The sequence below is a fragment of the Allobosea sp. P4_C6 genome, from assembly GCF_056402015.1.
The window spans coordinates 1-4,543 of record NZ_JBFUIF010000118.1 but is presented as its reverse complement, the minus strand read 5'-3'; the positions used below and the strand labels follow the sequence as shown (position 1 = coordinate 4,543).

At 58.7% G+C, this 4,543-nt stretch carries 4 protein-coding genes; 2 read left to right on the top strand and 2 right to left on the bottom strand.

Annotated elements, in window-relative coordinates; genetic code table 11:
* Both AC1DVA_RS26485 and AC1DVA_RS26480 read left to right on the top strand, forming a co-directional pair.
* A partial coding sequence (locus AC1DVA_RS26485; protein WP_476807871.1) for a hypothetical protein occupies window positions 1-492 on the top strand: 492 nt, incomplete at its 5' end.
* A 3-nt stretch (window positions 493-495) separates the two neighbouring features.
* Window positions 496-1,866 (top strand): hypothetical protein, encoded by a 1,371-nt coding sequence (locus AC1DVA_RS26480; RefSeq protein WP_476807870.1) that lies wholly within the window; start codon window positions 496-498, stop codon window positions 1,864-1,866.
* Window positions 1,867-1,923: 57 nt separating this feature from the next.
* Here the strand turns inward: AC1DVA_RS26480 and AC1DVA_RS26475 are convergent, their stop codons facing one another.
* Both AC1DVA_RS26475 and AC1DVA_RS26470 read right to left on the bottom strand, forming a co-directional pair.
* Window positions 1,924-3,225, bottom strand: coding sequence for an McrC family protein (locus AC1DVA_RS26475; RefSeq protein WP_476807869.1), 1,302 nt, complete (start codon window positions 3,223-3,225; stop codon window positions 1,924-1,926).
* On the bottom strand, window positions 3,222-4,543 hold a 1,322-nt coding region (locus AC1DVA_RS26470; protein ID WP_476807868.1), incomplete at its 5' end, for an AAA family ATPase. The genes AC1DVA_RS26475 and AC1DVA_RS26470, both read right to left, overlap by 4 nt.

Genomic DNA, 4,543 nt, shown 5'->3' with positions numbered 1-4,543 from the left:
CAGGGAGTTCGTCGGGACATTAGGCACCAGGCCTTCGTGATGAACATCGAAACTGGCGAACGCCTGGATCCGGCTGTCGGTGATCGGTTGGTCGACGTAGCTGTCCGGCTCGGAGAGCGGCTAGACCACTTGGAATTCGCTGATCTGCTGCCGGATTTCACGGCTGCCTTTTTGAACTGCGAACGCGAGCTAGAGGAGCTTTTTCTCGCGGAGCGGCATGCGTTTCGATTGGATAACGACAGGCGGCTCGAGCAGGGACGGATCATGGTGCAGGATCGGTCGGCGACGCGCCTTTCCGAGTTGACGCAGCGGTACGAAAGCCAGCGTGGATCAGACGACGAGCGTCGTCGCCGCGCATCGCAAATGACTCTGGGTTTGATCACGAAGCTGAAAGCCGATCGGGATCAGCGTCTTGCCAAACTTGATGAAGCGGCAAAGACGACCACTACCCGGCGTTCCGTCGCCGGCGGCTTCGTCATCGTGGAAGGTTAGCGCATGGCAAGCAGTTGGAAGGATCGGCTCGCGGCGCTCCGCCGCACGATTACGGGTGATCCGAAACCCACCGATTCGCTAGATCGCGCGATAGTTGGACCGACCGGCGAGGCACTAGCTGTCCATTTCGGCATCGATTTTGGCACTCGGTTTACGAAAGTCTCGGCGCATCTCCCGCATCTCGACCGGCGAGTTACGCTAGCATTGGGATCTACGGGACAGCGGCTTCTGCCTTCACGCATTGCGATTGCGGACGGCTGCGCCTATCCACCAGATCTGCTGGCTCCGGGAGATGCCGCCTGGGTTGACTACCTGAAGATGCGTCTCGCCTCGGGTGGAGCTATCGCATTCGGCGCAGGCGCACCAAGACAGCCCGATCAGATCAAAGCACTAGCTGCCCTGTATCTCGCCGGTGTGCTTCGTCTCGGTGAACGTGCCTGCCGCGAAGCCAACTTTCTCCATGGAGGGGGCCTGCGGTCCTTTGCGCAGGTCGGGGTGCCGGTTCAGGCCTACGACAGCCCTGACCTGGCGGTCTTCGAAGAAGTTTGCGCGGTAGCTTGGAAATGGAAGCACGAAGAGCCAACTCCCCGCCACCTTGGCGAGTTGGGGGACGATTATTGGAAGGTCGTGCCAACTCGGTTGGCGCGAAGCGAGTCGCCAATTTCAGTCGTTCCTGAGCTCGTAGCGGCCATTGCGCATATCGCGTCGCGCCGAGATGCCCCGGAGGGACTCTACGCCTTCCTCGACATTGGTGGAGGCACGCTTGATGGTACGGTGTTTCGCTTGGCACGCACTCCGATACCGCAGGTCACAATCTACTCAGCGGAGGTTGCTCAGCTTGGGACTGTAGCCGTTGCCCAGTTGCTTGCGGGGGACGGTGGCGTTGAGGCGGCGGAGCAACGCTTGATCTCGGGACGCCTAACGCCCGCCGACGAGCGGATCCTGGCTGGCGTAGAACTGGAGGTCCGGCGTGTCCTACACAAGGTCGTAGCCCGGGCCGCTACCAAGACCTCGGTGCTCGACTTCGTTGCTCTGGGGGGCTCTGACCTAGATAGGAAGATGCGAAAGGGAGCCTATGCGACAATCCCTGTGATGCTGGCCGGCGGCGGATCGGCATCGTCTTGGTACGCCAATGCGTTTAAGCGCCTAGATATGCGCCAACGCCTAATTGAAGACTTCAGAATGCGGGTCGTGCCGCGGCCGCCAGATTCGAAAGAAGACGAGTACCCACGCTTTGTCGTCGCCCACGGGCTCAGCAGCCGCGATCTTGAGCTGCGTCATAAATATGTGTTGCCTAGCGACGTCCCAAACACGGAACCACTTCCCGAGCGGCATCAGGTTTTCGATTCTGCTGCTTCCAAAGACGCGGTGTGAGACCAGGACGCTTTCCCTCCGGGTTCATTGGCTTTCATGAGAGGGTTGCACTGATATTCAATCGTACGCGGTCCCCAAGCACTCTTTGACCAATTTCTCGAGGGCACTTTTGTGGCTTTTCTGAGTGCCGCCAAGGCTCAGCGTTGCAACGATCAGCTTGTCTACCGCGTCCTTGGCCGCGATCGAATAGTGCTTCCGGATGGGGTCGAGTGGCAGGTCGGCGTGGTGGGGGTAGAGCAGCATGACATTAGAGCAGTCGTAGAGCTTCCCGTAGGCCATCAGCTGATAAACATCTGCCTGGCTGACGCCTTGCTTGGGGTCATCGATGCATGGGCTCATGCGTTTCCATTTCGTATCGATGATCATTGCTATCCGGCCGCGTTGGCGGACAATTATGTCCGGGCGCGTACGGAAGCGGCCAGTGTCACCGTCGTAGACACAATCCCGATGTCCTCCTTGCGCGGAAACGTGAAAGTCAGAGCCAGCAAGCGCCCGTGAGAGGATGCGTTCGACGTACTTCTCAAACAGGGCGTTCATCTCGAAAAGCAGCGCGTGGCCGTCGATCGTTCCCCCACTCGTCTGCTGATGCCGGTCATCGAGAAACAGACGGGCAAGGGAGAGCAAATCCCTCCACCGCCGGCTTGAACGATCAAGCGTGATTTGGTCCCATCGGACACCGCTCGAAGGCACAGCTTTGATCTCGGTATAGATGAAGCTCAATTCGCGAAGAGAGCGCTGGTTATCTGGTGCCATCGCGAGGCCTGAGAGCTTCTTTACGGCTGCCTTCATCACCTGATTCAGCACAATGTCCGGCGACAAAGCGTCAAAATGACAAGCAAGTTTTTGGGGCGAGACGGCGAGGGTTGAGAATTGTCGCGCCACGTTCAGGCGCCCCCGCAACGTGGAAAGGTCATCCTCGTGTGCGAGGTAGTGGCGCGGCATTCCTCGACGCACCGCATCCGTGAGTTTCGCGCAGAATAGACGAATGAGCAGCTCAAGCACTGTGTCACGCTGCCAGCCGAGCTGTGTCATGGCACCGGCTTCGATTGGCAGGTCGTGAGCGACTGCCAGCATGTGGATTAGCCGAGCACGTAGTGTCGCATCCGTAACGTTCGTCTCGCCTTCGGCCTCGATTTTCGGAAGAATCTCAAGTTGGCACCCGGTCGTGGCGACTACACCGACAACACCACGTGCGCGCAACCCTTTACGCCCGTGTTCTAATACCCCCTCCCCGCCACGACCAGAAAAGATGGAGGCTCGAGCAACTGCCGCGAGCCGGTCTGCTCGCGCTTCTGGAATAGTGGCCTCGTCAGAACCGTAGTTGATGCGCTCCCATTCGCGGATGGTGCGTCGGATCATGTGCCTGCCAAATTCCGATAGTCGAAGCCCTCAGCCTCCGAACGTACCTGCCAACGGAACCGGGGTACACTGTCGCCGCCTTCAATTCCTGGCGGCGCGTTCAGCACAGATCGCTTTAGAAACCCGCCGGAGACGGGGCCGTCGTGGGGTTCCAAATCACCCAGAACAGCTGCGATCTTGGCCCAATCCTCAAAGAAATACTCCGCCAGAAGCGGTATCACCTTATGACGCATTGTTTCGTCGACATCCGCTTGGCTGCTGCACGATGTGAAGTACGCGTGCCCGATCTGATGCTCACGATCGTAGAGATACTCGATCCGCTCGTTAATGATCTCGAGAAGGCGCAGCAGGTTGATTCCCGACTTGCTGGCCGCGTCATTGAGTTTCGAAGGGTCCGGCATCACCTCGCGAAAGGTGAAACGCCGTCGCAGGGCGTTGTCGAGGAGCGCGATCGAGCGATCGGCTGTGTTCATTGTGCCAAGGATATGCAGATTGGACGGCACCCCGAATTCATCGCCCGAATAAGGCAGGCGAACTCTCAGTTCGTTGAGTTGGCCCAGCCGCTTGTCGGGCTCAAGGAGAGTAATGAGTTCTCCAAAAACCTTGGAGATATTCGCCCGATTAATCTCGTCGATGATCAACACGAAAGGCTCAGGTTCATCCGCGCTGTCGGCCGTCTGACTGTTGATGTAGCGTTCGAGCGCGGGAACAATGAGTTCGCTGTCGGTCAGGATATAGATCGATTGCTGCATGAAGCCACGGTTGTAAATTTCCTCCACCGAGGCCCCTGCGCGATCCACCCAGAGCCAGCGGACTGCCCGACGGTGGGCATAGCCTCCCTCGGGTCGCGTTCGAAATTCGTATTCCCCGGTGAACTCGCCAATCGCTCGAAACTGTCGATTTCCCCTCGATACAATGACAATGTCGCCTTTGCGGACCCAATTTCGGAACCTGAGGGGCATTTGAACTGCTCCCGACCGCGCGTCTAAGCTGGCATCGCCGTTGTGCGACCTGCAGGCCTCTAAAATGGCATCTCGCTCCGCATACTTCTCGTCGGTCCAATCGATGTCATCGAACCCGAGAAGCGTGTAGCCACCTTCAATCGCTTCTTCGAATAGATGCGCATCGTCCGGGTTGTTTGCCTCGCCAATTGACATCTTGAAGACCTGCCGGCCTTCGACTCGGATCACGTCGTCGCCTGATGCGTGACCCCGGCTGGTCTCCGCGCGCTTCGCGATGCGCCGGAATATCCCTTGGACGGTCTCGAGACGAAAACCGGTGGACTGCGACCCCTCGTCTCCTTCCGTCCCCGTCATCG

What these genes read in the sequence shown, in the direction of transcription:
- AC1DVA_RS26480 (WP_476807870.1), top strand. Translation starts at nt 496, where the DNA reads ATGGCAAGCAGTTGGAAGGATCGGCTCGCGGCGCTCCGCCGCACGATT.
- AC1DVA_RS26475 (WP_476807869.1), bottom strand. Translation starts at nt 3,225, where the DNA reads ATGATCCGACGCACCATCCGCGAATGGGAGCGCATCAACTACGGTTCT.